At 74.6% G+C, this 25,358-nt stretch carries 25 protein-coding genes; 22 read left to right on the forward strand and 3 right to left on the reverse strand.

Annotation, left to right across the window (positions count from 1 at the left end; genetic code table 11):
- Positions 1 to 20 precede the first annotated feature (20 nt).
- From ACFY4B_RS26595 to ACFY4B_RS26605, 3 genes are all read right to left on the reverse strand, one after another.
- A complete protein-coding gene (locus tag ACFY4B_RS26595) occupies positions 21 to 1,316 on the reverse strand; it encodes a hypothetical protein (RefSeq protein ID WP_387971773.1) in 1,296 nt (431 codons plus the stop codon).
- 482 nt (positions 1,317 to 1,798) lie between these two features.
- Positions 1,799 to 2,278 (reverse strand): TrmO family methyltransferase, encoded by a 480-nt coding sequence (locus ACFY4B_RS26600; RefSeq protein ID WP_387972319.1) that lies wholly within the window; start codon positions 2,276 to 2,278, stop codon positions 1,799 to 1,801.
- Between the two features lie 87 nt (positions 2,279 to 2,365).
- Positions 2,366 to 3,754, reverse strand: coding sequence for a Tat pathway signal protein (locus ACFY4B_RS26605; RefSeq protein WP_387971776.1), 1,389 nt, complete (start codon positions 3,752 to 3,754; stop codon positions 2,366 to 2,368).
- 365 nt (positions 3,755 to 4,119) lie between these two features.
- On the opposite strand from ACFY4B_RS26605, the gene ACFY4B_RS26610 reads away from it, so the two are divergent.
- From ACFY4B_RS26610 to ACFY4B_RS26715, 22 genes are all read left to right on the forward strand, one after another.
- The gene (locus ACFY4B_RS26610) at positions 4,120 to 4,638 is read left to right on the forward strand and encodes an ATP-binding protein (RefSeq protein ID WP_387971779.1); all 519 of its coding nucleotides are present in this window, start codon (positions 4,120 to 4,122) and stop codon (positions 4,636 to 4,638) included.
- 317 nt (positions 4,639 to 4,955) lie between these two features.
- On the forward strand, positions 4,956 to 5,444 hold the full coding sequence (locus tag ACFY4B_RS26615) for a hypothetical protein (RefSeq protein ID WP_387971782.1): 489 nt from the start codon (positions 4,956 to 4,958) through the stop codon (positions 5,442 to 5,444).
- Positions 5,438 to 5,932, forward strand: coding sequence for a hypothetical protein (locus tag ACFY4B_RS26620; protein WP_387971785.1), 495 nt, complete (start codon positions 5,438 to 5,440; stop codon positions 5,930 to 5,932). The genes ACFY4B_RS26615 and ACFY4B_RS26620 overlap by 7 nt, the downstream gene beginning before the upstream one ends.
- 83 nt (positions 5,933 to 6,015) lie before the next feature.
- Positions 6,016 to 6,363, forward strand: coding sequence for a hypothetical protein (locus ACFY4B_RS26625; RefSeq protein WP_376635964.1), 348 nt, complete (start codon positions 6,016 to 6,018; stop codon positions 6,361 to 6,363).
- A gap of 58 nt (positions 6,364 to 6,421) precedes the next feature.
- Positions 6,422 to 7,438, forward strand: a complete 1,017-nt coding sequence (locus ACFY4B_RS26630) for an ATP-binding protein (protein WP_387971788.1) — start codon at positions 6,422 to 6,424, stop codon at positions 7,436 to 7,438.
- Complete coding sequence (locus ACFY4B_RS26635) at positions 7,438 to 7,821, forward strand: roadblock/LC7 domain-containing protein (protein ID WP_387971791.1); 384 nt, start codon at positions 7,438 to 7,440, stop codon at positions 7,819 to 7,821. The genes ACFY4B_RS26630 and ACFY4B_RS26635 overlap by 1 nt, the downstream gene beginning before the upstream one ends.
- A 48-nt stretch (positions 7,822 to 7,869) precedes the next feature.
- A complete protein-coding gene (locus tag ACFY4B_RS26640) occupies positions 7,870 to 8,808 on the forward strand; it encodes an SAM-dependent methyltransferase (RefSeq protein ID WP_387971794.1) in 939 nt (312 codons plus the stop codon).
- 10 nt (positions 8,809 to 8,818) lie between these two features.
- Entirely contained in the window at positions 8,819 to 9,280 is a 462-nt protein-coding gene (locus ACFY4B_RS26645; RefSeq protein ID WP_387971797.1) for a hypothetical protein, read from the forward strand.
- 50 nt (positions 9,281 to 9,330) lie between these two features.
- Positions 9,331 to 9,510: a DUF5999 family protein gene (locus ACFY4B_RS26650; protein ID WP_376635955.1), complete on the forward strand. Its 180-nt coding sequence runs from the start codon at positions 9,331 to 9,333 to the stop codon at positions 9,508 to 9,510.
- Entirely contained in the window at positions 9,507 to 10,031 is a 525-nt protein-coding gene (locus ACFY4B_RS26655) for a hypothetical protein (protein ID WP_380436224.1), read from the forward strand. The genes ACFY4B_RS26650 and ACFY4B_RS26655 overlap by 4 nt, the downstream gene beginning before the upstream one ends.
- Positions 10,028 to 10,528 (forward strand): hypothetical protein, encoded by a 501-nt coding sequence (locus ACFY4B_RS26660; protein ID WP_380436222.1) that lies wholly within the window; start codon positions 10,028 to 10,030, stop codon positions 10,526 to 10,528. Before ACFY4B_RS26655 ends, ACFY4B_RS26660 begins: the two co-directional genes overlap by 4 nt.
- A 23-nt stretch (positions 10,529 to 10,551) precedes the next feature.
- Positions 10,552 to 11,247, forward strand: coding sequence for a hypothetical protein (locus ACFY4B_RS26665; protein ID WP_387971801.1), 696 nt, complete (start codon positions 10,552 to 10,554; stop codon positions 11,245 to 11,247).
- A 221-nt stretch (positions 11,248 to 11,468) separates the two neighbouring features.
- A complete protein-coding gene (locus ACFY4B_RS26670; protein ID WP_387971804.1) occupies positions 11,469 to 11,999 on the forward strand; it encodes a hypothetical protein in 531 nt (176 codons plus the stop codon).
- A complete protein-coding gene (locus ACFY4B_RS26675) occupies positions 11,996 to 14,092 on the forward strand; it encodes a hypothetical protein (protein ID WP_387971807.1) in 2,097 nt (698 codons plus the stop codon). The genes ACFY4B_RS26670 and ACFY4B_RS26675 overlap by 4 nt, the downstream gene beginning before the upstream one ends.
- Before the next feature lie 117 nt (positions 14,093 to 14,209).
- Complete coding sequence (locus tag ACFY4B_RS26680) at positions 14,210 to 16,120, forward strand: glycoside hydrolase family 15 protein (protein WP_387971810.1); 1,911 nt, start codon at positions 14,210 to 14,212, stop codon at positions 16,118 to 16,120.
- 191 nt (positions 16,121 to 16,311) lie between these two features.
- Positions 16,312 to 17,271, forward strand: coding sequence for a hypothetical protein (locus ACFY4B_RS26685; RefSeq protein ID WP_387971813.1), 960 nt, complete (start codon positions 16,312 to 16,314; stop codon positions 17,269 to 17,271).
- Between the two features lie 118 nt (positions 17,272 to 17,389).
- Positions 17,390 to 17,650 carry a hypothetical protein gene (locus tag ACFY4B_RS26690; protein ID WP_387971816.1) on the forward strand — a complete coding sequence of 87 codons (261 nt, stop codon included), beginning with the start codon at positions 17,390 to 17,392 and terminating at the stop codon, positions 17,648 to 17,650.
- A complete protein-coding gene (locus ACFY4B_RS26695; RefSeq protein ID WP_387971819.1) occupies positions 17,647 to 18,186 on the forward strand; it encodes a hypothetical protein in 540 nt (179 codons plus the stop codon). The genes ACFY4B_RS26690 and ACFY4B_RS26695 overlap by 4 nt, the downstream gene beginning before the upstream one ends.
- Complete coding sequence (locus tag ACFY4B_RS26700; protein ID WP_387971821.1) at positions 18,183 to 18,785, forward strand: hypothetical protein; 603 nt, start codon at positions 18,183 to 18,185, stop codon at positions 18,783 to 18,785. The genes ACFY4B_RS26695 and ACFY4B_RS26700 overlap by 4 nt, the downstream gene beginning before the upstream one ends.
- Positions 18,782 to 19,549, forward strand: coding sequence for a DNA-binding response regulator (locus ACFY4B_RS26705; RefSeq protein WP_387971824.1), 768 nt, complete (start codon positions 18,782 to 18,784; stop codon positions 19,547 to 19,549). Before ACFY4B_RS26700 ends, ACFY4B_RS26705 begins: the two co-directional genes overlap by 4 nt.
- Positions 19,546 to 24,141: an SNF2-related protein gene (locus ACFY4B_RS26710; RefSeq protein ID WP_387971827.1), complete on the forward strand. Its 4,596-nt coding sequence runs from the start codon at positions 19,546 to 19,548 to the stop codon at positions 24,139 to 24,141. Before ACFY4B_RS26705 ends, ACFY4B_RS26710 begins: the two co-directional genes overlap by 4 nt.
- Entirely contained in the window at positions 24,138 to 25,340 is a 1,203-nt protein-coding gene (locus ACFY4B_RS26715; RefSeq protein ID WP_387971830.1) for a hypothetical protein, read from the forward strand. Before ACFY4B_RS26710 ends, ACFY4B_RS26715 begins: the two co-directional genes overlap by 4 nt.
- Positions 25,341 to 25,358 lie beyond the last annotated feature (18 nt).

The raw sequence follows: 25,358 nt of genomic DNA on the forward strand, positions 1-25,358 counted from the left end.
TCGTACGGCACGGTCTTGTGTCACGCCCGTCCGGCGGGCAGAGCGAGCGCCTGCGCGAACTGCCTGGCCGGGCGGCCTGCCTGGAGTTGGTTGGGGAGTATGTCGATAACCTCTTGGGCCCGGGCGCCGAGGATCGCGGTGCGGTGCGGGGCCGGTACCTCGCTATAGGTGTGCACGGCCAGCTGCAGCGCGTCGACGGGGTGGTGTTCGATCACCAGGCACATGGCTTCCTCGAGCCGGAGCAACGCCGGGTCGATGCCGCTGTGATCCTTCGGGTAGAGCGCCAGCGCCTGCTGCTGGGCGTGCCGGGCCTGCATGGTCTGGCCGAGAGCGGTGAACGCCCCGGACAGGTACAGCCACAGGCGCCGCTCGGGGAAGGCCCAGGCGTCGTTGTCCGCTCCGCCGTGGCAGTGTTCGAAGAGGTCTTGGGCGAGGCGGATCGTGGCCTTGGCTCCGTCGTGGTCTCCGAGGCGGGCGAGCGCGCGTGCTTCGGCGGCTACGGCGAACACTGCTGTCGGGCTCGGGCGGCCTCGGCTCAGGAGGCGCGCCTCCCGGGCGAGCTGTGCGGCTGCCGCCAGTGGGCCGTAGTAGTACGGCAGCATGGCTGCTTGGACGCGGACCCGCGCGCGGAGCTCGGGGTTGCCGGCGTCGTCGGCGGCGAGCCGGGCGGTTTCGTACCAGCGCTGGGCGTCGTGCAGGCGACCGAGCTTCATCATCGCGTCGGCCACCAGGGTGGAGGCGACAGCGGTCAGCTCGGACAAGCGGCATTGCGTCGCGGCGGGCTGCCGTTCGGCGGACAGAACCTGGATGTCCTGCAAGTCCCTGAGCAGGATCTGGATCATCTGCTCCGGTGGAGCGGTGACGTAGAGGCAGCGGGCGGTCTGGAGCCGGTCGTCGAGCAGGTCCAACTCCCCGGGGCTGACCGTGGTGTCGGCGAGGGAGCGGTTGATCGCACGGCGGGTGCGCTCTGCGAGATCGTGCGCGGGGTCAGGCTGCGCCATGCCTGCCGGCGGCGCGGAGGTGAGCGCCACCGGCACAGGGCTCTCCAGTCCCAGGGCGCTGGGGGTCGCTTCGTAGAGCTGGCAGAGAAGCCGGACGGTGTACTCGCGGGGCCGGACGCCGAGGTCCTCCCAGCCGCGCAGCAGCTCCTTGGTGCCCCGGAAGGGTCCTGGGGCGGTCTGCCCCGCGAGTTCCGTCAACTTGGTGATGACCTGGGGGCGGCTCCACCCCCGCGCCCGCCGGTTGGCGTTCAGGGCGCTGACTCCGCAGCACTGCTGCAGGGCGGCCACGAGGGCCGGCAGTCCTCCGTCGGACACTGCGCGATCACGCTGCAGTCGCAGTACGCACGGCCGGCCGTGACGATTCGTCATACCGGTCATTGTGCGGGCCCATTGGCCTCCGCCATACACGCTGTGGCGACTTCGCTCCGACAACGGCTCGGTTTCGCTGCTGAAACCGAGCCGCGCGTCGGCGGCGGCCCAACGTTCGGCTCGGTTTTCTCCGTTCGGCCTGTTTTTGCTTGGTTGTCACCTCCGTCGACCCCGACGAGTCTTGCCGAGCCCGCAGAGCCCCGAGGGTCACTCGGCCTTCGGCTCCAGCGTTCACGGCAGTCGGCATCTCCAGGAGGAGCGGCGTGAGGTCCACCAGCCCAGCCAGGTCGGGTGTCGTCCTGCCGAGCCGTTGCCTCGGCGTTGCGGGATACGGCCCCCGCCCGGGCCGGGAGCGGGTTGCCGCCGCAGCGGCACGATCAGGCCGGGCGCTCGCCGCGAGGGGCGTAGCGGACGTGGCGGGGGCTGCTTCAGTGGCTGCGGTCGGCGGCGTCCGCCCAGTAGCGGGCGAGCATCTCGCCCGGCCAGGCCGGCTCGGTGATGGGTCCGCGCGGGCCCATGGCGACGAACCAGGGCGCCAGGTCCAGCACGGGCGTGCCGTCCACGGCGTCCAGGTCCGTGACGTGCAGGTCCCGTCCGTCGACGCGCAGCAGGCGAGGGTAGGACGTTGCGATCTGAGCGGGGCGGCGGTGGTTGCGGTGGACGAAGGTGCCGGTGGCCGGCCACCGGCTGTCCCCGCGGGGGCTGCGGGCGTGCAGCTGGACATCGTCGGGCGACGCCCGGTGGAAGAACCAGATAACGGCGAGGTGGGAGAACTCCTCGAGGCCCTGAAGGGTGTCGAGCGGGTACTCATCATTCAGTCTGATGATCGACTCCACGCCGCCCTGGAAGTCGTCGGCGGGCTCGATGTGCCCGCCGACCACGGTGGCGATCGGCTTGAACTGGAGCATGTCGGACACGGCTGGCTCCCATCTCGTTCGGCCTGTCGGGCTGCCCAGGGGCGGGGGCCGGGCCGGGGGTTCGGGGGTGTGGCGCGGTCAGCCTACGGTGCGCAGGAACTCCTGGGCACGACGGTCGAGCCGGGCCGCAACGCTCCCGCCGCGCCCGCGGACCGGGGACAGGCTGCGGCGCATCTGGACCACCGTGCTCCGGGCCCGGGCGGACTGGAGTCCGACCATGGCGTCCAAGGCCTGGTCCCAGGTGGCGCAGCCGGCCTCGATGTGGCCTTGGCGGACCTGGACGTCCCCGAGGTATCCGAGGGTGACGGCCCGGGTGCGGGCGAACGGCAGCAGGCGGGTGCGCACGCTGTGCTGGAACTGGGTCTCCGCTCCCTGGAGGTCGCCGAGGTCGCGCAGGGTGCATGCCGTCTCGTGCGCGAGGCTGGCCTCGCCGAAGAACCCGACCCGCGCCGGGTCCTCCCCGCTGCCAGCCGGGGCCGCGTTGCTGAGGTCGTTCTCGGCCCGCAGCAGTGCCGTCAGCGCGTCCTGGCGGCGGCCGGAGGCGGCGAGGGCGCGTGCATGGACGACGCCCAGCAGCGACTTCTCTCTGGAGCTCGCCTGGCCGTAGCGGCGGCGGTCCATGGAGGCTTCGGCGAGCTGAAGTGCTCGGCCGGGGTGTCCGAGGTCCACGGCCTGGTGCGCGGCGGCGCGCAGGATGTGGCCGGCCAGCGGGGCGTCGTCCGCCTCGGCGGCCAGGGCCAGCGCCACCTCGAAGCCCCGCTGCGCCGAGCCCTGCCGGCCCGCGTCGAAGTCCATCCAGCCGGCGACGTAGACGAGCTCACCGGCAGCCGCGGCGAGGTCGCGGCGGACCTGCTCGCTGGGGAAGCGCCCGGCCATGTAGTCGGCGACGTCTGTGCGGAGGTACGTGGTGAGCGCTGCTCGGCCGGCGCGGCCGCCCAGGCGCTGGTCGCGCGAGGAGAAGAACGCGGCGGCCTCGCGAACGGCCTCGACCTCCACGGGGCTGACGGTCAGGCGCGAGAGCGGAACGCGCCGCTGGGCGGCGGCCAGCCTGTTCTGCCACCAGGGCTCCGGCGGGAGCACGGCTCCGATCGCGGAGTAGACCGAGCCTCCGATCACCTGTCGCCGGCTCAACATGTCGCTGCTGCTCCCGAGGTCTGCGAGTGCGGAAACGCTGTCGGCGTCCCAGCCGGGCGCCGCGGGTGCCTCGTCGGCCGGGGCGAGCCCGATGGCCGAGGGCGTGATCACGCGCCCCAGTCCCCTGGAGAGCGTCGCGCACAAGATATCCGGGGCGTGGCCGCTGGGTTTCACGCCTCGGAGCCACTGGGCGATGTGATTGCGGTTGACCGACAGCAGTTCGTCGGCGCCCTGCTCGGCGGCGATGCGGCGGAAGTGGCCGGCCAGTTGTTCCTGCGACCAGCCCAGCTCCTTGATGACGGCGGCGAGCAGCAGGTTGCGTTCGTGCGCCACGGTGCGCCGCTCCTCCTCGAAACGATCTTTAACGGCTTTAACGGCATCCGCCGCCGCGACTGGGTACCCACGGGCCGTGATCGGCGGTTCGCTCACTGTCGACGATATTCCGCAGCGGCACCGCGCCGAGGCCGTTTCGTCAAGGTCAACGCCCGGGTCCCGCAGTCGCGCTACCCGCAGGCGGCCGACACCGGCCTCACGAAGGGGGGAGCGAGCGTGGTCACAGCGGCGACGGATTCCGGCCCGGCAGGCCGCGCGGTCGCACTCCGCCATGGGTGCCCGGCGGCGGCCGCTTCGACAGCACAGGTACGCAGCACGCTGGGCGCGGTGCCCCGCAGCGGCGCTGACGCGAGGGAGCTGAAGGCATGACGACCAGCCCGGACCAGCCCTGGCTGCTCCCCGAGCCGGAGCCGGGGGCGCTCCCGGACCGCAGCGAGGTCGAGGAACTGCGCTCAGTGGAGCTGCGGGCGGACAGAGCCGCTGCCTCGGCCGGCCGCCGTCTGGTTCGCACCGAGCTCCTCGGCTGGGGCCTGGCCGACTTGGCCGACGACGTGGTCCTGGTGGCCAGTGAGCTGATCACGAACGCGGTCGTGCACGGGCGAGGGCCCGGCGCCGACAAGGGCTTCGTGACCGTGACCATTGCCCGCTATCGCAGGATGGTCGCCCTCTGCGTCGAGGACCAGAACCTCACCTTCCCGGTCTCCCGGGTGGCCGGTGCGGACGCCACCGGCGGCCGCGGGCTCGAACTGGTCGGCAAGTTGAGCGACCACGTGACCCTCGGGCGGACCGAGGCCGGCGGCGGGAAGCGGATCACGGCCTACTGGCGCAGCGACGGCACCGCCAAGTGCCTCCAGAGCGCCACTGAGCCGGCACTCGCCACCTGAGACGCGCCCGTCACCACACCCAATCACCTGTCCCTGGGGGGGAAATGACCATTATCCGTGCTGGAGGCACACGTCGGCGCAAGCCGCCTGCGCCCGGACGCCGGCTCCTCAACCGGCTCGGCACGCTGATACGGCCCAGCTGCGCCGACAGCTCCATCCGGCCGCGTACGGTCGGCCCCCGGGCCGTCGGCCACGACCGGCGCTCGTCGTCGGCCGGGTGCTCCGACCTGGCCGCCACTGCTTCGGCGCAGGCAGAGGCCTGCCAGCACCTGCCGGAGGTAGCCGCGCTGCACAGCGGCGGCTTCGAGTTGCCCGCGTTGTCCGAGCATCGCCTGGCGACGCCCGAGCAGGCCATCAGCCGGCGGGAGTTGGGGGACTTCACGCTCGATCACCTGGTGGCCGACCAGCTCGTCCGCCACGCCGACGCCGTCCGCCTCGCGATCCGGCGGCAGACCGGCACCGGCGACTACACGTGGGCGGAGGCACGGCTGGAGGCCGCCCGACACGCGGTCGATCTCCTCACCGCGATCGTGGCCGACCACGGCTGGCCTTCGTACCGGCTGATCGGCGAGGAGGCCAGCACTGCGGCGCTGCTGATCGCCACCGAGGCCGATCTGGCGGATCAGGCGCAGCTGCGAGACGCGCTGGGCAGGGCTGTCGACCACGGCAGGGTTCCGTCCGGCTACTTCGCCTTCCTCGACACCTACGGTCGCATCGCCTTCGGCGCTGCGGTGTCACCGCCCCGGCGCACCCTGGACCGGGAGCAGTCCGGCCTGTCCCAGTACGTGGGGGCCGCCGCGTGCTGAATTCCTCACGCTCGGAGCCCGGGCTCCAGGTCGGCCAGCCCGAGCTGGTCATCGGACCGACCACGCGCTTCCCCCGTCCGTACGCCGGCACCTCGGCGCCGTGCTCTCCCGCCGGGCTGGCCGGCCTGGTCACCGGCATCAGCGGCGGAGTCGGCGCGGTGCGCACGACCACCGCGGGAGAGATCCTCGCCCACACGCTCGGACTCGACCCGGCAAGCACGGCGGACCTGGCGAGGGTCGCGGTCGGCGGCTGGCGTTGGGCCCGGGACGGCGGCCACCTCGGGAGGCCCTGGTACTGGGCGCGCCGCACCCACGACACCCAGGCCATCGTCACGGCTCTCGACGACAGCTGCCTGCTCGTGGTCGCCGGCGACGGCACCACGGCCTTCGACACGATGCGGTCCGCGCTCAAGGCCTTCTCACTGGCCACGCCGTCCGGCCCGTGCACGGCCGACCTCGCGCCCTTCGCCGCCGGGCGGACCCGGTGACCGGCGCGGCCCCTCGGGGCCGGCAGGCGCCGGGGGCCGGGTACCAGGTCGCGCGAAGCGGCTACGGCCTCATCCCGCCGTGGGTGCCCCGCGACCAGGTCGAATCCGTCGTCCTGGGCGACCGGTTCGACGTCGTCCGGATGCCCCAGGCGGTCGGTCGGCGGGTGATCGCGGCGCTGCGCGAGGAGTGCGGGATGGTCCTGGCCAGCCGCCTGGCCGACAGCATGGACTTCCTGGTCGAGCCCGGATTCCTCACCCCGGGCTGGCGGGCCTGCGGTGCCCGGCTGCGACGCGCCGACGCCCGCCTGAGCGTGCCGCCCGCGGCGGTGCGATCCGGCCGAGACGTGCACTGGGCCATTCCACCCGGCCGGCTGGTGGCCACCGCCCCCAGCGCCCTGCTGGCCGCTCTCGGAGCGCCCCAGCCGAACTGAGCACCCCTCATCCGCCCGGACCCCCATTCGACGACGGGCAACCACCTTGGAGGTGAACGTGAGTACCAGGTCGATCGGCCGCAGACACCGGCGGGCCACGCCCCAACCGGAAACCGAGCAGGACAGTCTCCGCCGCCAACTCGCCGCAGCTGGCGGGGCGGCGGTCCAGGCGTTCGTCCGCGGCAGCCTGCCCCGGGTTCTCCGGACGGTCCGCCCCGGCGGCCTGTCGCTGCACCCGAGCGCCGCACCGGAGCTGCACGAGGCGGCCTGGCAGATCTCGAACTGCGTCGGCCAGCTCCAGCACGCCGCACGCCAGGACCTGCTGGCCAGCCTCGAGCCCCTCCTGGGCATCCTGGACGCCCAGCGCCGCATGATCGCCCAGCAGCAGCTGTCGCTCACCGACCCCGAAAAGCTCGACTCGGCGATGGGCCTCGACCACGCCAACGCGATGGCCCACCACGGCGTGCTGCGCGCGCTCGTGCTGGCCGGCGGCGCCTGGCCCGCGCGCCGCCGCAGGCCCGTCACCCTGGTCGAAGTCGCGCGAGGCGCCCAGTGCGCGATCGCCGACTTCCAGCGTGTCGAGGTGGCCGGTGACTCCGCCCTCCAGGTCCACGGCTGGGTCGTCGAGCCGTTGATGACGGCCCTGGCCGAGCTGCTCGACAACGGTGTCCGTGCCTGCGCCGAAGGCGAGGAACCCGTCCACCTCCACGTCGGGAACAGCGCCGACGGCGGTGCTCTCGTCAGCGTCACCGACGCCGGAGTCGGCATGGACGACCTCGCCCTGGCGCAGGCCACCGCGCTGGTCGAGGGACGGCTCCATCCGGCGTCGGACGCGATCCCTGGGCCCGGAACCGTCCGGCCGGCACCGCGCCAGCCCTTTCCCCGGATCGGGCTGCGCACCGTGGCCCTGGCGGCGACCGCGCTCGGTCTCCACGTCTACCTGCGCTCCGCCCCGGGCGGCGGCACACGCGCCACCGTCCTGCTGCCGGGCCACCTGCTCGTCCTGCCCGATGACGCTCCACCGGCCCCGGCGGCCTTCTCCCCCACGTCCGAATCCCTGGAAGAAACGGTCTGATGAACCAGCCCCGCACCGACCTCTCCGAGACCCTGACCGCCATGGCCGGGACGGTCCCCGGCATCCGCCACGCGCTCCAGGTCAGCGGGGACGGTCTCCTCATGGCGTCCACCGACGGCATGCCGCGAGACCTCGCCGACACCCTCTCCGCCGCGGTCACCGGCCTGGGCCACCTCGCCGCCGGCGTCGCCAGGGTGCTGGAAGGGGCGTCGACCCAGCACATCTCCATCGACTACCACGACGCCCAGCTGCTGATCGTGACCGCCGGCGACGGCTCGCTGCTCGCCGCCCTCGGCACCGGCGAGGCCGAGATGGGAGACATCGGCAAGCAGCTCGCGATGCTGGCCGACCGCCTGGCCCCTGCCGCCGCGCTGTCGGCCTGACCCCCGGCCCCGAATCCCGCACGCCGTCCGCGACCGCTGGAGAACCCGATGCCCCTCACCGTCCGCCGACCCCCCGGCCCGGCCCGCCCTGCGACCAGGCTCCACACCCTGCCGCGGCAGGTGGCCGACACCGGATTCCAGGTGCCCTGGGACGGACTCGCACCGGACCCGGGCGAGCACCCCTGCCGACGGCTGGACATGAGCATCGCGCAGTCCGCGCGCGTGGAGGACGTACTGCTCGGGGGGAAAACGCACTTCCCCGCAGACCAGGCGGCAGCCCGGCAGGTCCTGGACGGCGACGAGGCGGCGGAGCAGCGCGCCGTGGACCGCAAGCGCTTCCGCACGCTCGCCGCCGCCCACCTCGCCCACCTCCCCGGTGCCGACCAGCTCATCGACTTCGGGTGCGGCCTCCCCCTCCCTCCGCGGCTGCTCCAGGCGTCCGGGCCGGGGTTCGCCGAGCTCCACCGCCTGGCCGCCCCGGGGTCCACGATGGTGCACGTCGACAAGGACCCGCTGGTGATGACGCACGCCCGGGCCCTGCTCGCCGCCCCGCCGGACGGCACGGTGCGCGTGCGGCACCACGAGGCCGACTTCGCCGACCCGGACGGCGTCCTCGGCCGGCCCGGTGTGCCGGTCGCCTGGGACCGGCCGGTGGCGCTGCTGTTCTTCGACGTCCTCCACGAGATCCCGAACGCCCGCGCGGTGCTCGACGCCTACAAGACGGCGGTGCGTCCCGGCAGCTGGCTGGTGATCAGCCACCGCAGCGCGGACAGCCCGGACGGCTGCGCCGAGGCCGACTGCTACCGGGCAGCGGGTCTGCCCTACACCGCGCGCACCCGGGAGGAGATCACAGCTCTGGTCGAGGGCTGGGAACTGCTCGGCCCCGGAGCCGCGCCCGTGCGGGAGTGGTCCCCGTCCCTGAGCCCGACCGACCCGCGAGCGCGGCGCCGGGCCAGCGGCTACGCCGTGATCGCCCGGAAGCCGTAAGGGAGCCGCTATGCACACCACCCAAGTCCCGGCCCAGGCGTCGTTCCCGTCCCGGCCGGTGTGGCTGCCGGCCCACACCGTCCGCTTCTACTGCGGGCGGATGTTCGACGCGCTGCGGTGCAACGAACCGGAGGCGGAGACGGTGCTGGCCGCGATCGGCCCCACCTGCGGCCCGGTGATCACCTCGGCGCTCGGCTATTCCGACTTCCTCCTCCCCCCGGGCGAGCACTTCCGCGAGGCGGTGCCGCGCGCACCGGGGGTGCGGATGATGCCGCAGGGCACCCAAGTCGACGTCCCGCCGCTGACCGCCAAGCCCTCGGAGGGCCTGCACTGGCGGGTCCCGCCGGGCGCCGGGTTCACCCGGCTCGCGGATGTCGCCGCAGCGCTGGGCCCGCCCGCCCCCGCGCGTTCCGAACGCGCCCGCCCGCCCCTCGCCGAGTACCCGGTACGCACGTGGCGGCAGCTCACGTGACCGCGCCCCGCCCCGCTTCCGTCCACCTCGAGCATCTGAAGGAGCCCGCGATGCCCTCCGAAGCACCGTCCAGCAAGACGTCCGACACCGACGAGGACAAGCTCGTCTCCTTCGTCCCCGCGCAGGGCTGGGGGCGGCTGGCCAGCGGCGCGCTGGTCTTCGACGACGGCGGCCAACTGAGCCCCGACGGCACGGTCGTGCCCCCCGTGTACGAGCGGGTGACCTGGTGAGAGCCGTCGCACCCGCCGCCCCGGGCTGCTTCGCCCGCGTCCCGGCAACCGCGCCCAAGCCCACCGTGGAACAGCTGGCCGTGCTCAAGGGCGCCCCGGCCGACCACGACCGGCTCGCCGCCTGGCTCACCGGCCCCGAAGCACCGGCCGACCCGTGGGCGAACCCCACGCTGTGCGTGGAGATCGACGGCGAGGGCCGCTTCGAGGTGGTGCGCCTGCTCACCCCGGTCGCCCTCGCCGCCATCGCCCGGCTACTGGCAGCCGGCGCCCCGGTCGGCCCGGTGCTGGCCACCACCCCGCGGAACTGCCTGGAGCTGCTGTGCGAGCCGGGTGCCGCCTCCGGCCTCGCCCTGTACGGCGTCGTCCACTCGGCGCACTCCGTGCGGTGCCCGCGCCCCGGCCGCACCGCCCGGGGCCGGTACTGGCTGTCCATCCCGCCGGACCCCCGGCTCACCCGGCCCGCCGACCTGGTCAAGGCGATGCTCAAGGACGCCCCGGTGCCCGCTGGCGGTGCGCGATGACCGCCGCCGCGTTCCACCACGACATCGAGAACCTCCCCGGCGCGGCGCGGGCCCGGGCCGTCGCGGACACGGCGGGGCTGCCGGTGGCGCTCCTGGCGTCCGCCGACGCGCCCTGGACGGCCACCGAGGCCACGGACGTCGCAGGCCCGGCGTTCACCGTCTGCCGGTACGGGGACGGCAGCCGCACCGAGGTTCATCCCCTCTCGGACTCCGCAGTCCGATCCGAGCGCGGCCAGGAGCGCTTCGTCCGGGCACTGCTCGCCGCCACCGTGCCCGACGGCGAGGACGCGGGCTTCCTCAGCGTCTTCCTCCAGGGCAAGCTCCAGGAGTCCACGGTGCGCGCCGACGGGACGTGGCGCTGCTACGCGAACGTCGTCGAGCGGTCGCTGGTGCTGGCGGTGGTGCCCGACCGCGCGGGCGCGGGCACCGCACCGAACCTGGTCTTCGTGCATCCCGCTGCGCCGACCGCCGGCCGAAGCCGGGGGGCCGCCGCGTGAGGCAGACCCGGACCTTGGCCGTTGTGGAGGACAGCACCGGCAGCCGGCCACTGGTCTTCGACCCGCTGACCGGCGCCGCCCACCGGGGCCCTCAGCCGCTCCCCTGCGGCCGGGTGGGCATGGACGAGCAGCAGGTCACCGGCTGGCCGGAGGAGCGGCGCCCACCGGTCCTCGCCGTCAGCGCCCCCAGCCGGATGTTCACCGACGCGGCCGCCGCGCTGCCCGCTCTGCAGCAGGCCGGCATCGTCGCAGTGAACCTGCTGGCGGCCGGCCTGGACGAGACCCTGGTCCGCTCGGCCCGGCTGCTGAACTGCGCGGGCCTGGTGGTGACCGTGACCACCAACCGGCCCGGCCTGCCGCAGCTGGCCGAGGAACTGGCCGGTGCCGTCCACGCCGTGCGGGTGCAACTGCGCGCGCCCACCGAGGGCGAGCACGACCGGCTGGCCCTGCCGCACCAGGCGCGCTGGGCGGAGTCGCTGAACGGAATCCTGTCCGCGGTCAACGCCGGGCTGCCCGTCCAGCTCCTCGTCGAAGCACCGCCGCCCGGCACCCCGGGCACCGAGCGGCTGCTCCTCGCAGACGCCGCCGCCCACCGCGCGGTCCAGCTCGGGGTCTGCGGCCTGACCCTGCTGCCGCGGCCCGGCACTCCCGCCGTCCGGCCGCTCGGTCGCAGCACGGAGGCCGGGGCCCGGCTACCCCACCAGGTCCGTCCGCCGTAGCCGTGGACGCGACCACTGTTCCACCGCCCGCCACCTGTCTTCCCTCTGGAGATCTCGCTGTGCCGCCCGTTCCCACCGCCACCCGGCCGACAGCACCCATAGGCATCGGCGCCCCGCCCGCGCGGGCCGTCCCGCCGAGCGGTGCAGCAGCTGCCGCACCGCGTGCGCTGCCGGTCGGTGGCGTCGCCACTGCCGGGCCCGGTGCCCCGGAGCCCGCCGCCTTGACAGCGGTGGTCGGTGAGCCGTGCTCGTGCGGCTACACCATCGCGGTGTCCGCGGCCGACGCGGCACTGCTCCTTGCCCTGGCCCGCGGCCTGACCGCGACGGCTGCCGCCCGCCGGCTCGGCCTGAAGAAGAAGCAGACCAGCGACGGCATCAAGAGGCTGCGTACCACCCTCGGGGCCCAGCGGATCCCGCAGCTGGTCGACGTGGCCATCCGCTGGCGGCTGCTCGACCCGGGCATGATCGCCCCGATCCGCCCCGTGCGGCCCAGCCGCGACCTGAAGGCCACCGAGCTCGGCGCCCTGGCGAACGCCGCCGCCGGGTCGAGCGTGGACACCAGCGCCGAAGATCTCGGCATCTCCATCGGCCGGGTCCACAAGGTCCTGGCCGCGGTCCGGGACGTCCTGCTGGCCCGCGACACCGCCCACGCCGTCGCCCTCGGCCACCGCCTGCACCTGCTGCCCGACGCCCACCCCCACCTCGCCGCGCACGAAAGCACCGACCACACCACCGAAGCCGGTGCCGCGTGAGCCCTGACAGCCACAACGAAATCAAGGGCGGAACCTTCGGCGCGACCGTGCAGGCCCGCTCGATCGAGAGCCTGACGATCAACCCCGCCGCCCCGGCGCATCGACCTCCCGTGCAGCGCCAACTGCCCCGCCGCCCCGTGCACTTCCTGGACCGCCGGGACATCACCGCGCACCTGACCGAGGAACTGGCCCGCACCCCGGACCGCATCCACGTCGTGCACTCCCCCGCCGGAACCGGCAAGAGCGCCCTCGCCATCGAGCTGATCACCAGGCTGCCGTGCCCGCCCGGCGGCCAGCTGTACGCGGATCTGCGCGGTGCGGCCGTCAGCGGGCCGGCCTACGAACTCGAGATCCTGGCCCGGCTGCTGCGCTCGCTGGGCTGGGACGGTCCGTGGCAGGACCCGGCCGAGGCTGGCGCCTGGTTCCGCAGCGCGACCGCCGAGCGCCCGGTCGCCCTGCTGCTCGACGACGCGGCCAGCGCCGAGCAGGTGCGCGCGGTACTCCCGGCCGCCGGGTCCACCGTGCTGGTCACCAGTCGCAGCGTGCTGCCCGGCCTCGTCGCCGTCGGCGCCGAGCACCACGAGCTGGGGCCGCTCCCGGCGGCCGAGGCGGTGGAGCTGCTGACGCTCCTGGCCGGTACGCGGCACCTCCCCGACCCGCAGGCCGCCTTGGCCACGGTTGAGGCGTGCTTGAACCGTCCACTGCTGATCGCCCTGGCCGCAGCGCGCCTGCAGACCCGCTCCAGCGCCGCGGCGGTGCCCGACCCCGACGACACCACGGACGTGATCACCGTGCATCTGAACGAGTCCTACCGGACGCTGCCCGAAGACGCCGCCGCCGCGTACCGGGCTGCCGGGGCCATGCCGTTCAGCAACATCACCGACCAGATGCTCGCCGCGGTCCTCGCCACCGACCGGGCGACGGCCCGGCGCAGCCTCGCCGCGCTGGAGCGGGCCGGCCTCTTGGTAGCCACCGGCGACGCCTTCACCCTGGTCCCGGCCGGCGACGGCCAGCGTGCCGCAGCCAACCTGGCCCAACTCACCGACAGCCCGGAGCAGCTGGCCGAGCAGTGCCGCCGGGCGCTGGAGTGGTGGCTGGCCGCCCTCACTCGAGCTGAGCGGCACCTGGCCCCCCACCACCGCGATCTGGGCCGCACCTACCTCCACCCGGTCACCGTCGACCCGCACTTCGACTCCCGCGAGCAGGCATGGGCCTGGCTGGCTGAGCAGGAGGAGCAGATCCGCCCGGCCCTCGCCGCCGCCGTGGCGGCCGGCTGGGACGACCTGACCTGGCAGATCGTCCACGCGCTGTGGCCGTTGTGGCACCGGCTCCGTCCCTACGAGCTGTGGCTGTGGGCCTGCCAGGTCGCCGTCGATGCCGCCCGCCGCACCGGCGACGGGTTGGTGCTCCGCGAGATGCTCAACCAGCACGGGGTGGCGCTGCGCGGCCTGCATCGCCCCGCCGACGCTCTTCCCCTGTTCGAGGAGGCCCTGGACCTGGCCCGCCTGGACGCGGACCCGCGCGGCGAGGGCCAGCACCGGCACGAGATCGGCGCCACCCTCATCGAGATCGGCCGGGACAACCCCGGGGACCTCCCCAGTGTCGAGCAGGCCGCCGCCGCACTGCCGCACCTCACCCAGGCTCGGCTGCTGCGCGAGCAGATCGGCTACGGGCGCGGAGCAGCGGTCACCGACGTCCTGCTCGGCCAAGTGCACGCCGCCCTCGGCGAGCACGTCGAGGCGCTGGCTGTTCTGGACCGGGCCCGTGACGCCCTGCTGGTCGTGGACGATCTCCACGACGCCGCCCGGGCGCTCGCCTGGCGCGGCCGGATCCAGCTCCTGAACGGCGAGACCGCCGAGGGGGCCAGGACCTTGCACCACGCGCAGTCGGAGTTCGCCGCCGAGGGCTCGCGGGCCTGGGAGGCGCTGGCCCTGGAGTGGCGTGCGGACGCGGACGCAGCCGCCGGCCACCCGGACAAGGTCGGCGAGCTGCTGCGCGCGGCGCTGGCCCTCTACGGCGGAAACCCCCGCGACGCCCGACGCCTCCAGGCGCGCCTGGCGCAGGCCGAAGCCGACGAACCGCCTGTCCCGTGACCTGTCGGCAGCCGCCCCGCCCCGGCTGCTCACCCCTCCGGCGGCCCCGGCCACCGATGCCATCCCGGCCTCGCGCCGACCCACACCCACCCACACCGAAACGGAACAGCCACCACCGTGCAGACCAACATCACCCCGCCCGCCGCGCCGAGCACTCCGCTGGAGGAACTCGTCCCACTCGGCGACAACCGGGCCGCAGTCCTGCTGAGCACGAGCGGGGTCGTCGAGTACGGCGCCGACGAGATCGGCGGCACCTTGCACTTCGCCCGGCTGCTCGGCGACCACCGGCACGGGCAGTGGAGCCTCGCTCCGGCCGGCGCTGGCCGGGCCGACCGCAGCGGCTGGGACGGCGACAACCTGATCCTCACCCAGGAGTGGGACACCGGGCACGGGACGGTCCGCATCCTCTCCTTCATGCCACCGCAGCCGCACGGCGGCGCTCCCAGCCGACTCCACCAGATCGTCGAAGGCGTCAGCGGCGCCGTCGAGATGCACTCGGTGTTCCAGCCGGCCTTCGAGGACGGGCGGCTGCCCGGCCACTCCGAGATCCTGGAACGCAGCGACGGCCGGCACACCCTGCGGCTGACCGCCGGCCCCACCACCCTCCTCCTCGACGGCCCCGTCCACGCCCGCGACGCCTTCGGCCGGTGGACGCTCCGGTTCGCCGCCGGCGAGGGCACCCGGACCGTGCTGACGTTGACCGTCGGCGACACCGACAGCCGTCCGCACGCCGACACCGACCTGCGCGCCACCCGCCGCGACTGGGAGGAATGGACCGCCGAACTCACCTACAGCGGCCCCTACGAGGAGCCGGTGCGGCGCAGCGCCATCCTGCTGCGGTCCCTGACGATCCGCCTGACCGGCGCGGTCTCGGCGGCGCTGACGCGCGGCGTGCCCGAGGCGCTCGGCGGCGAGAGGAACTGGGACTACGAGGCCTGCTGGCTCAGGGACGCGGCGCTGACGATCCTCGCCCTGGTCCGGCTGGGCGCGCTGAAGGAGGCGGCGCGGTGGCGGAACTGGCTGCTGCGCGCCATCGCCGGGGACGTGCCGAACATGGCAGTCATGTACCGGCTCGACGGCTCCAGGAACCTGACGGAGCGGGAGCTGCACTGGCTGCCCGGCTACGAGGGCTCCCGCCCGGTGCGGGCCGGCAACGCGGCTGCCGGCCAGGTGCAGAACGACGTCTACGGGGAGGTCATCGAGGCGCTGGTGGCGGCCGAGCGCGCTGGCCTGCCCGCCGACGCCCGCGTGGACGCCCTCATGGTCGCGCTCGGCGAGGAGATCGTGCGGGTCTGGGAGCGGCCCGACGAGGGGATCTGGGAGGTCCGCGGTCCGAAGCGGCGCTTCGTCCACTCCGCGCTGCTGTGCTGGCAGGGCCTGCACCTGCTGGTCGACTGGGCCCAGGCCCGCACGGCCACCGGGACCGGGCCGGCCGACCCGGCGACTGTCGCCCGGTGGGCGGCCGAGCGGGACACGATCAAGGAGGACATCCTCCAGCACGCCTACAACCCCCAGGTGCGGGCGTTCCCCCAGTACTACGGGGGCAGCGACCTGGACGCCGCGGTGCTGCTCATGGCCACCAGCGAATTCCTGCCGCCGGACGACAAGCGGCTGATCACCACGATCGACGCCATCCAGCGCGAGCTCACCGACGCCGGCGGGTTCGTGCGCCGCTACATCCCCGACCCGACCGGCCGCGTCGACGGGCTCACCGACGACGAGGGCAGCTTCCTCGCGTGCAGCTTCCACCTCGTCGAGGCTCTCGCCTACATCGGCCGCACCGACGAGGCCCACGCCCTGTTCGGCCGGCTCCTGGCGCTGCGCACCCCGCACGGCGTGGTCGCCGAGATGTGGGACGCGGCGAAGAGCCGGATGGTCGGCAACCTGCCGCAGGGGTTCCCGCTCTGGGCGCTGATCTCGGCGGCCCTGCGCCTTGCCCGCACCCCCGGCGCGGGCGACCGGCCCGTGCTGCCCAGCCAGCAGACGCCGGCCACCGCCCTCGACGCCGCCACGGCGGTGACCGTGTGACCGCCGCGGCGGCCGGGACACCGCCCTCGGCGGCGACCCGGCCGACCGCCGCCTGACCCGTGCGCTGACCGGGCCCGTGCCGCTTCGGACGCCGCCGGCGTCCCTCCGCACCGGAACGGGCGGCGGACGCGGTGCTTCCGGCCGCAGCTGCCCGGCAGCGCGCCACCTCGAACCACGACAAGGAGACCCCTGTGGCCCCGACGACGTTGAAGTTCGCCACCGTCAACATCGAGCACTACGGCCAGCGCACCGACGCCCGCGGCAACGTGGACACGACCGCGTTCTGGTCCATCCACGACCGGCTTGCCGAGCTGGACCTGACGGTCCTGTTCGTGCAGGAGATGACCGACCGCTGGCGCAGCGGCGCGCGCTTGCGCTACGCGGCGGAGAACCGGCTCGGCATGCGCAGCTGGATCTCGCCGATGCCCGCGCACGCCGACGGCGAGAGGGTCAACCCCACCGGACTTTTCGTCCGGCCCGGGGTGTTCGAGATGGTCGGCGAGTGGCCGCAGACCCGCGGGTGGTGGACCCCGCCGACCGCGATCAGTGTCCGCTTGCCCGGCGCGAGTTCCACGCTGCAGCTCGCCTCCGCCCACGGCGGCTATCCCGACCCGGTCCTGCGCGCCGGTGAGGCCCGAAAGGCCGCCGCCTGGCAGACCCGCAACCAGGCCGTGATCTTCGGCGCGGACAGCAACTCCCACCTCACCAGCCCCGTCGAGCACAACCCGCTGCCCGACTGGTCCACCGTCCGCGACACGACCCACCGCGAGCACCGCACCCTGGACGGCCGCACCTCCGACGCGACCCCGCACGAGATCCTTACCCGCGCCGGTCTCGAGGACGCCGCCCTGTACGCGGCCACCCACCTTGGCCAGTCGGACGCCGTCGCCCCCACCGCCAGCATGTACCCGCACGTGAGCGAGCGTCAGGGGCCGCCCCAGCGCATCGACCTCTTGCGCATGTCGCGTGCCCTGCTGCCCGCCCTGGAACGGGTCGACGTCATTCCCCTGGAGGGCACCGACCATGCCCTGGTCGTCGCCCACGTCGACGCGGACGGCCTCACGGAGGGCCTGAACGCCCATTCCGCCTTCGACTACAGCACCCCGCTGTGGGCGCCGGGCGAACAACCGGCGTCCCTCACTACGGCCTAGGACGCGCCCACAGGGCGGCCCCCTTCGGGCCGCCCTGGCCGGGCACCGCCGCCCCCGTGGTGGCGGTGCCCGCCCATCATCAGCACCTGTCACTTCGTGAGCGGCAAGGAACCCCTCATTGATCTCCTCCCAGACGACTGCCGAGCCTCCCGCCCCGGGCCGGGGACCGTCCGCCCGGCGCGGGCTGCTTCAGGCAGCGGTCGACCTCGTCGCCACCCTCACCTGGACCGGCGTCCCCGGCGGGAGCCCGTTGGACCCGGTGACACTGCTGTGCGTCAACGCCGCGGCGGCGGGCCCCGACCTTCTCCCGCCGGGCACCATCGCGCGGATCCTGCTCGGCGTTCCCCTCTGCGGTGCCGCCGGTTGGACCCGCGAATGACGGGCGCAAGCGTCGCTGCCGCGATGCCGCCCGCGCCGCTGCTCGATGACGCCGAGCTGGCGCTGCTGCGGTACGCGCTGCTACCCGGCGGCCGCCTGGCCCGCCTGGCCGCCACCGGACTGAGCGCCGGAGAGGTCACGGACGCGGATGACCGGGCGTGCTGCCTGGTCGGCGCGGCGACCCTGGTGCAGGCCGGCGCGCTGACCGCCGCCCACCAGCTGCTGACCGCCGACCAGATCGGACTCGGCCCGATCCCGCCCCGGCTCCCCTCGGTGCGACGCACCGAAGCGCTCCGGCTCGCCCTCGGCGGCCACACCGCCGAACAGACCGCGGCGGCCATGGACGTCACCGAGCACACCGTCACCGCGTACTGGCGGGCCCGGGAACTCGGCACCCGCAGCCACGGGCAGGCCGGCTACGCCGCCATCGCGACCGGCCTGCTGCGCCTGGACAGCATCCGTTGCACCTTCCCGGCACGCACCCTCGCCGACTACCTCGCCGGTGCGGGCCAGGCGGCACCGAAGGAGAGCGCGTGAGCGGCGATCCGACCGTGCCCGTCGGCCCGCTGTGGCCGGTGCGGGCGGAACTCCTGCTGAGCGATCCGCACGGCCGTGTGCTGCTCGTCGGCGCCGGTACGAACGTCGGCCTTCCCGGTGGCCGGGTCCAGCCCGGCCAGGACCCGGCCACCACCGCCGCCGTCCACGGCACCGCGGTCACCGGCCTGGTACGCCTGGAGGCCGGCCGGCTCCTGGCCCTGTGCTGGTCCCCCGATCCGGCCCGGCCGGTCACCTCCCCGGTGGACGCCGAGCAGGTCTGCGTCTACGACCACCCGCCGCTGACCGCCGGGCAGGCCGCCGCCCTCACCGCGGACCGCGGCCTGCACGGCGGGCCGCTCCTGGTCACCCCGGAGGAACTCGTCATCGCCGCACCGGGATCGGCATCGCGCATCCTCGCCGCCCTCGACGCCCGCACCCGCGCGGTCACCGCGGAGCTCATCCACGGCCGGCCGCGCACGGTCCTCCCCGGGCGCGGGACCGGCACGACCGGGCCGGAGCCCGGCCCGGGGCGCTGCGGGAGCAGCGACGCCACCGCCACGGCCGCCGACCGGACCGGGACCTGGGGAGTGCGGAGGTGAGGTCCACCGACCTCGCCCCCGAGCGCTCCGCGGCCACCGCCTGGGGTCCGGCGGCAGCGGCGGCGACCGTTAACGGGGCCAACCCCCTTCGGCTGGCAGTCCTCGGCTCCCCGGCCCTGCACATCACGGCGCTCGCCTCCGCGCTCACCCGCCGCGGGCATCAGGCCGCCACCTACCCCGGGCCCGGTCTGATCGTCCCGGCTCCGGGACGGCCGCTCACCACGGTGCTCTTCAGCCTGGACCAGGCCGACGACACCGCGGCCGGGCAGGTCCGCCAGCTGAGCACGGCCTTACCCACCGTGCCGGTGATCGTCATCGGGTGGCCCGACCCCGCCGGGGTGCTGGAGCTCCTGAGCGCGGGCGCCGCCGGTTTCCTGCCCACCACCACCGGCCTGGAGGAGGTCGAACACGCCTGCCGGCTCGCGCGGACCGGACGCGCCGTCATCTCGGCCGCCCTCCTGCACGACGCCCTCGCCTCCCCCGATCACGCCACCTCGCCCCACGACCGGCAGCGGCAGCTGCTGCTCGACGCGCTCACCGCCCGCGAGCTCGAGGTCCTGGGGCTGATCTGCGACGGCCTCGGCACCGGCGAGATCAGTACCCGGCTGGGGATCACGGTCAGCACCGCCCGCACCCACATCCAGCGGCTCCTCGCCAAGCTCGACGCCCCGACCCGCCTGAGCGCGGCCGCCGTCGCCGCCCGGTACAGCCTGCTCGCCGATCGTCCCGCCGCTCCACCCCTGCAAGGAGAACGCCCAGCATGACCGGAGGGACGGCCGGCCCGGCCGAGCTTGCGGAGTACCTCCAGCTCAAGAAGCGGAAGGAGGAGATGGCGCGCCTGAAGGAGGAGATGCAGCTCCTGGCGGACCCCACCACGGACTTCAGCGCCCTCCAGGACCGCGTGTTCGGGCGGCTGCTGCGAGCGGTCTGCATCGACGGCGTCGTGCCGGAGCCGTTCAGGGACGAGCTGGTGCTGCGGGTGAGCGCCGGCCGGGTCCGCGCACCGTACCTGCGCGCCCTGCTGCTCGGCGACAAGGTACCCGGCGTCATGCCGCTGGCTGTCGCGGCGTGGGAGGCGATGGCAGCGGCACCGCACAAGGCGGTCGCCGTGCTGACCGCCCACCACCAGGCCACCGACGACTCCGCCCGGCTGGTGGTCCGCCAGGTCCCGGTGCCCGGGGACGGAGTTGCCGTCCAGGCCGCCCGCCGCTCGGACGCCGGGTTCGCCCACGGTGCCGCGGCCTTCTCCCACACCCTGGAGGCAGCTCAGGACCTGGCCGTCCTGAGCCTGCTCGGACACCTCAGCGGAGCCCACCCGGTCGCCCAGACCGAGCCGGACGGGGACGGCTGGTCGCCGCACGGTGCCAAGCCGGCGCCGGAACCTCCGGCCGCTGGGCCGGGCGCGTTCCACACCGAGCTGCTGCGGCTGTGCACGCTGGAGACGGTGGCGCCGGCGGTCCTGGCCGAGATCTCCGCCCGGGCCCGCGCGGACGCCCTGACGGCACGCGACCTCCACCTGGTCCTCTTCCGGGCCACCGGGCCGCAGTGGGAACCGGTACGCCGGACCGCGCTGGAGGCCGCGGCGGCCCCCGGCAAGGCCCAGGCCGTGCTGAAAGCCCACGCGAAGCACGAGGGAGCCGACAGGCCGGTCTACCGCCAGGAGCCGGCCGCGGACCCGGCCGACTGGGGGAATCGCCATGCCGTCCGAGCCGTCTACCAGGTCGGCGAGCACGTGCACGAGGCGACCAGCGGCCTCTACCGCTCGCCCACGACGGCCCTCTCCGTCGCCGCGCTCCGCCTGCTCGCCGACCTCACCGGCCTTCCCATGCCCGACCTCGCCGGGCCGGCCGCCGCCGGCCCCCAGGGAGGCAAGAGCAGCATCGCCACGCTGCGCGAGATGGAGCAGGCCATGCTCCTGACCGGTCTGCGGATCGAGGACGACGACGAGCTGACCGGCACCTCCCTGATGTTCAGCTGCCGGATCTCGTGCAGCGCCGGAGGCCAGGACCTCGAGTCCTGCGGAAGCGGGGCGAGCACCGCAAGCGCCCGGGTCAAGGCGGCCGACGCGATGCTGCGGCGCGTTCTCGACCTCCCCACGCTCGACCCCCACCCCAGGAAGCCACCACGGCCGCCGGTGAGGATGGTGGCCCCGCCGGAGCTCACCGACGGCCGGGACCCGCTGCGGGTGCTGAAAGTGCTGCGCGACCGGCGGACGATCACCGACCTGAAGGAGGACGTCGGCGCTCCGACCGGCCCGGCCCACAGCCCGCGGTTCCCCTGCACCTTCTCCTGCCGCGTCCAAGGCTCCACCTACTCGGCCACCGCCCGCGCCGTCGGCAAGCAGCCTGCCCGGCGCGAGGCCGCGCGAGCCCTGCTGCGGCGGCTCAGCACCGTCCCCCTCCCCACCACCAGCACCGCGCCGGCCATGCCACCGGCCCCCGAACCCGCGCCGGTCCCGGCACAGCGCCGCGCTCCGGCGGCGAGCGCGACCGAGGCGGTGGCGGCCGAGCGGGCGGTACGCGAAGTGCTGCTGGACGCTGCGGCGCTGGTCGCCGAACCGGTGGACGGCGGCGTGGCGATGGCCCTGTTCCGGGCGGACGGCGCCCCGCTGCCGGGCGGCTGCCCCGCGCCGCTGCTGGAGACCGACCTCGAGCTGGTCCTCCCGCACATGGGTGCGGGCGTTCGGGCAGTCACCGTTCCCGTCTGGCGGGTGCCGCTGCGGCTGCTGACCGGCGTCCTGGCCCGGCTACCGGACCAGGGCCTGCACCCGTCGGCACGGCTGTGGGCGAGAGCGACCCGGCTCGCGCTGACCGCGATCGCGGCCGGACTGCTCCACCCGACCCTGGACGCCGGTGACCGCGACGTGTGGCGCCTGGGCCCGCTCCCCGAAGCGCTCACCGCCGAAGCCGCGGGGCTGGCCGACGCCATGCCGGCCCACGCCCACTGCGCGCCGGCCGCCCGCGCGCCGTACCGCCTGTGGGCGCCGCGCACCGTGCTGCGCCAGTACCTGGACTCCGTGGCCGAGGCGGTGGTCCGCAGGCCCGGCACCGCCGCCGTCCTGGGGGCCGGGCCGTGGAGCGGCCCGGTCCCGCGCCCGCAGCAACCGCGACTTCGGGCCTGGTGCGACCAGGTGGAGCGCGCCATCGGACAGCGGCTGCCGACGCTGGTCCTGACCATCCGGCAGCCGTCCGAGGGCAGCCCCCTGGACACCGACCTCCTGTGGGCCCAGCTGGGCGTGCGCACCGCCACCACGCGCGGCGGGCGCCTCCACGTCGTCCCCGCCGCGGAGTACCTGCCCGTCGCGGGCTGCGACCAGGCCCGGCTGGAGCGGGTCCGAAGCGCGCTGCGGGCGGCCGAGCCCGCCTGGCCGCCGCTGGGCCGGCTGCTTGAGCAGGAGCGGCCCGGCCGGTTCACCGTCCGGCCTGCCGAAGCGGCCCTCCTCCTGGGCGAGATGGGCCAGCGCCTCACCCGGGCCGGCGTCGAGGTCGCCTGGCCCGGGAACTGGGCGATGGGGCTGCAGCTGCGCACCGTCGTCGGCTCCCGCCCCGTCCCGGAAGCCACCGACGCCCCGCACCGCTTCGGCCTCGCCAACCTGCTGGACCTCCGCTGGCAGCTCGCCCTCGACGGCGACCACCTCACCGAGGCGGAGATGGACGCCCTCGCCGCCTCGGCCCGGCCGCTGCAACAGGTGCGGCGGCGCTGGGTCCTCCTCGACAGGCCCACCGCCCACCGCGCCGGCCACCGCGACATCGGCACCCTCGACGTCCCCCGGGCCCTGGACGCCGCGCTGACCGGCGCCGCCGCCGTCGACGGAGTCGACCACCCCTGCGATCCGGCCGGACCGCTCGCCGGACTGGTCGAAGCGCTGCGCCCCGGCGCCCGCGAACCCGTGCCCGCGCCCGCCGCGCTGACCACCGCGCTGCGCGACTACCAGGAACGCGGCATGAGCTGGCTGGCCCACACCCTCAACCTCGGCTTCGGCGCCGTCCTGGCCGACGACATGGGCCTGGGCAAGACCGTCCAGACCCTCGCGCTACGGCTCCACCGCCGGGAACAGGCCGCCAGGCCCCACCCGGACCTGATCGTCGCACCGGCGAGCATGATCACCGTCTGGCAGCGCGAGATCGCCCGCTTCGCCCCCAGCACGCCCACCCACACCTACCACGGCCCCGAGCGCACCCTGGAGGGCGTCACTGCGGACACGGTCGTCATCACCACCTACGGCACCCTGCTGCGCGACATCGACGCCCTGGCCGACCTTCCGGTCGACCTCCTCATCGTCGACGAGGGGCAGCTCGCCAAGAACCACTTGAGCCTCACCGCCCGCGCCCTGCGCCGCATCCGCAGCACGCGCCGCATCGTGCTCACCGGCACCCCGATGGAGAACCGCCTCCTGGACCTGTGGTCGGTCGCCGACCTCGCCAACCCCGGACTGTTCGGAACGGTGCGCGCCTTCGGCGAGCGCTTCGCCCGGCCGATCGAGGCGGACCCCGGCGGCGAGGCGACCCGCCGCCTGTCCCGGCTCATGAGCCCGTTCCTGCTGCGCCGCCGCAAGAGCGACGCCCACATCCTCCAGGAACTGCCCCCGAAGATCATCTCCCACCGGTACATCCCGCTGACGCCCGAACAGGCCGATCTCTACGAGCAGGTTGCCCAGGAAGCGATGGCGCGCATCCGCACCGCCGAGTCGCCGCACCGGCACGCCCTGGTCCTGACGCTCCTGTCCGAGCTGCGGAAGATCTGCAACTCCCCGGCCCACTACCTGCGCGAGGACCCCCAGGAGCCGGCCGCCTACGACGCGCCGGCGGCGCGGCGCCGCTCGGGCAAGCTCGCGGCTCTCGACGAGCTCGTCGAGCAGGTCCTCCAGGAGGAGAGCGGCGGGGGCGCGCTGGTGTTCACCAACTACGCCGTGATGGGGCGCCTGCTGGTCGCCCATCTCAAGGCTCAGGGCATCGCACCCTTGTTCCTGCACGGCGGCATCCCGCCCGGCCCCAAGCGGCAGCACCTCGTCGACGCCTTCCAGGACGGGCACAGCCCGGTCCTGATCAGCACGATGAAGGCCGGCGGCAACGGGCTGACGCTCACCCGCGCCGCGGACGTCATCCTCTACGACCGCCCCTGGAACCCGGCCGTCGAGGACCAGGCGACCGACCGCGCCCACCGCCTCGGCCAGGACCGCACGGTCCGCGTCCACCGGCTGGCGACCGAGCTGACAGTCGAAGACCGCGTCGACGCCCTGCTCCACCACAAGCGGACCCTGGCCGACGCCGCCGTACCCCATGCCGCAGAGACCGCGCTCGGAGAGCTCTCCAATGGCGAACTCGCCGACCTCATCACCCTCGGAGCACGCCCATGACCCCCAACGGCCCGTGGGCCCTGGCCTGGCAGCTCGCCGCCCAGCAGGCCGCCGCCCACCAGCACACCTTCCTTCAGGCAAGCGCGATCCACCTCGCCGGCGGAGTCGGCGACCTGACCCTGGCCGCCGGGAGAGCCACCGGGCTCGTCACCGCCCACCAGGACGAGCCAGCCCGCGCCCAGCTGAACCTCGTGCCGTTCACCGCCGACGAACTGGCCACGCTCGGCGCCGCCCTCGCGGCCGGCCCGCACCGGGAACTGCTGCTCGCCGGGCACCTCCCGGCAGCGCTCACCGACTCCGACCACACCGGTGACGTCGCCATCACCCCCGACCCCGCGCACTTCACCTGGGACTGCTCCTGCGGCCAGGCACCATGCCGGCACACCGCCGCCCTCGCCCACGCCGTCACCGACCGCCTCAACGCAGACCCCACCCTCCTCCTTCTTCTCCGGGGGCTGCGCGGGCACCGCCTCACCCAGCTCCTCCACGACCACGCCCCCGGCGCCCGCCCCAAGCGCCAACACCAGTACGCCGCGTTCGTCCCCGCCCACCAGGCATTCCAGGCCAGACAGGCCGTGCTGCCCAGCGCCCCCGCTGCATCCGGCTTTCTCCCGGATCCGGACGCCGTCACGTTCGCCGACGCTCCGCTGCCCGCACCGCCCGAACCCGCCCCCGCGCTCGCCCAGCTGCGCCACCTCGCCGCCCTCGCGGCCGACGAGGCCCGGCACCTCCTGGCGGGCCGCGGCACGCTGGACAACGACCCGGTCAGCGACGCCGTCCGCATCGCCGCAGCCCTGCCCGGTGCCGGGAAGGTGCCCGACCTCGCGCACCGCCTCGGTCTGGAACCCGACGAACTGCGCCTACTGCTGAACGCCCACGAGGTGGGCGGCGCGGCCGGAGTGCGGGCCGCCCGGACGGACTTCCCCGCCGACCCGACCCAGCTGGAGCGAGCACAGCAGGCCATCGCCCCGCTCCGGCCCGCCAGCCGGGCACCCCTGTCGGCCGGGGACAACCAGGTCACCGACGCGCTCGTCGGCGTCCAAGTCCGCGTCGACGCCGACGGGAACTGGCACCCGTTCACGGCGGACGACAGCGGCTGGAGGCTCGCCGGGCCCGCGGCTCAGGACGCCGCGGGCGCGTACCGCAGCGCCCTATCCGCACGACGTACCCGCACAAGGACTTTCCCGCCACACCTATAGCACCCGATTCGCGTCAGA

Source organism: Kitasatospora sp. NPDC001261 (assembly GCF_042896795.1).
Classification (GTDB): Bacteria; Actinomycetota; Actinomycetes; order Streptomycetales; family Streptomycetaceae; genus Kitasatospora.